Source organism: Bartonella capreoli (assembly GCF_902813205.1).
GTDB classification, from domain to species: Bacteria; Pseudomonadota; Alphaproteobacteria; order Rhizobiales; family Rhizobiaceae; genus Bartonella; species Bartonella schoenbuchensis.
In genome coordinates this window covers 1-1,874 of sequence record NZ_CADDZX010000038.1, presented here as the reverse complement: position 1 = coordinate 1,874, position 1,874 = coordinate 1, and the positions used below count along the sequence as shown (strand labels likewise).

2 protein-coding genes and 1 pseudogene are annotated in these 1,874 nt (G+C 33.2%); 2 read left to right on the top strand and 1 reads right to left on the bottom strand.

Annotation, left to right across the window (positions count from 1 at the left end):
• Nucleotides 1-294: 294 nt before the first annotated feature.
• Nucleotides 295-603: a type II toxin-antitoxin system RelE/ParE family toxin gene (locus J7R05_RS07030; protein ID WP_010704165.1), complete on the top strand. Its 309-nt coding sequence runs from the start codon at nucleotides 295-297 to the stop codon at nucleotides 601-603.
• Nucleotides 584-895, top strand: a complete 312-nt coding sequence (locus tag J7R05_RS07025) for an addiction module antidote protein (RefSeq protein ID WP_208541748.1) — start codon at nucleotides 584-586, stop codon at nucleotides 893-895. Before J7R05_RS07030 ends, J7R05_RS07025 begins: the two co-directional genes overlap by 20 nt.
• 238 nt (nucleotides 896-1,133) lie before the next feature.
• Here J7R05_RS07025 and J7R05_RS07020 read toward each other — a convergent pair.
• Nucleotides 1,134-1,424, bottom strand: a pseudogene (locus J7R05_RS07020) (Rha family transcriptional regulator); the annotation flags it as partial.
• Nucleotides 1,425-1,874: the final 450 nt, after the last annotated feature.

The window sequence follows — 1,874 nt, the reverse complement described above, 5'->3', positions numbered from 1 at the left end:
TTTATCTTTTCTAAGGAAAATAATTGAAATGAAATACGGATTTGAAAAGCTGCTTTTATTATATTTTACAATAGCATAAAACAATATGCTACACTAGTTAATATAGAAAAATAAAATAACTAACTGAAAAAAATAATTTATATGATTTTATCACCACATAAATGCTTTTCTCATTCTATTCATATAACTAACTGATAATACTAATAAATTTCTTCTAAAAATAAGAAAATTCCTCTGTCGTTGGAACCAAAGATTGTATTTGACATTATCTTTTACGTCGCTTAAAAACTACAGATGTTTATTATTAAGAAAACTCTGCATTTTACTAAGTGGTTAAATTCCTTAAAAGACAGACAAGCACAAAAGAAAATTGCTACACGTATTTTGCGTCTTGAATATGGTCTTTTTGGTGATGCTAAATATTTTCACGGTATTGGAGAATTAAAAATAAATTATGGTCCTGGTTATCGAGTTTATTTTATAAAACAAGGGCAAGAAATTATTCTACTCCTTAATGGTGGTGATAAATCTACCCAACAAAAGGATATCGAAAAAGCCCTACAAATAGTAAAAGAGGTTAATGATGAAAATAACACCCTTTGACGCTAGCGAGTATTTCAAAACGCCTGAAGATTTTAAAGAATTATTACAAGATGCTTTAGAAACTAAAAACAGTGGCTATGTTTCGCATGTATTAGGCATTATTGCGCGCAAACAAGGAATGGCAACTGTTTCCAATAAAACAGGTTTAAATCGAGAATCTCTTTATCGCTCTTTAAGCGACAAAGGTGATCCTAAGCTCTCAACATTCCTTAATGTTTTGAGTTCTTTAAATTTACAAATTAGCCTAACACCCACTCAAAATGAAGAACATACATCTTTAGAAAAAGCTTAAAAACCCCTTCCCCTTTTTACAGAGGAAAGGTATGGTTATATCTTTTAAATTAAGCAGCCTTTGCAACAGAACTTTCTAAAACACGTCTCACTTCTGTTGTAACTGATTTGTAATGTTTAAGCTCGTTTTCGAGATCATTTACATCTGACAGACGTCTTGCAATTACTCCTAAAACTTTACCGATACCTGAGGGCGATTTAAATAAATCACGAGAAAATAATTCATGATCGAATCGTAATTGACTTTCGAGTTCCATCCAACGATCAATAATTTTAGCACGTAACACTGTGCTATAACCTGAGATTAAAATAAGGCATTCACGTTTAGGAAGATTGTAGCAGTTTTGCGTCTTTTTTTGCTTGTCTAAATAGGTGCCCTCAAATTTGAGGAGACCTCCTTCAGAGTATAATTCTTCAAGCATTTTCTTGATATCACGCATAACGTTGTCATGTCTTTTACCACACAATTTTACAATTTCACGGCTAGACATCGTCAGTGTAGTTTGTGTGTTCTTTACTAAATCGTTCATGATGAACTCCTATCGATTAAACGTTTTTGATTGACACTCAAAAAAGAGCGCCGGGTGCTCAAAAACACGGTCGATAGTCCGTCGTTATGCTTTCCCCATAAAGGGTATTGTATAGCATAACTACACCCGACAAGGTCACTATACGCTACACGCATACAATGAGTCAAAGTCTTAATAATGCACGGAAGACTGATTATTTCGGTAACCATCCGCTATCGATTCAGTGTTTTTGAAGCACCTGATTTGTACATAAACGCATTTCCTTAATCTTGTCAAGATTCTTTGCTAAAAGTTGTTTTATAAATTTCATAGCGATTGCCCTAATTTTCGCATCTGTTCTAATTTCCTTAAATTAGCCCCGTACAGAGCGTTTTATGTTTCAGATGTGGAATTCATCAAAAAACTTCCAAATCTCTCTCTAAGGTGCCTTTCTGTCGATTTAAATGCATA

Bases quoted from the DNA above. Each gene is read 5' to 3' on its own strand.
- J7R05_RS07030 (WP_010704165.1), top strand. From the start codon at position 295: ATGTTTATTATTAAGAAAACTCTGCATTTTACTAAGTGGTTAAATTCC.
- J7R05_RS07025 (WP_208541748.1), top strand. From the start codon at position 584: ATGAAAATAACACCCTTTGACGCTAGCGAGTATTTCAAAACGCCTGAA.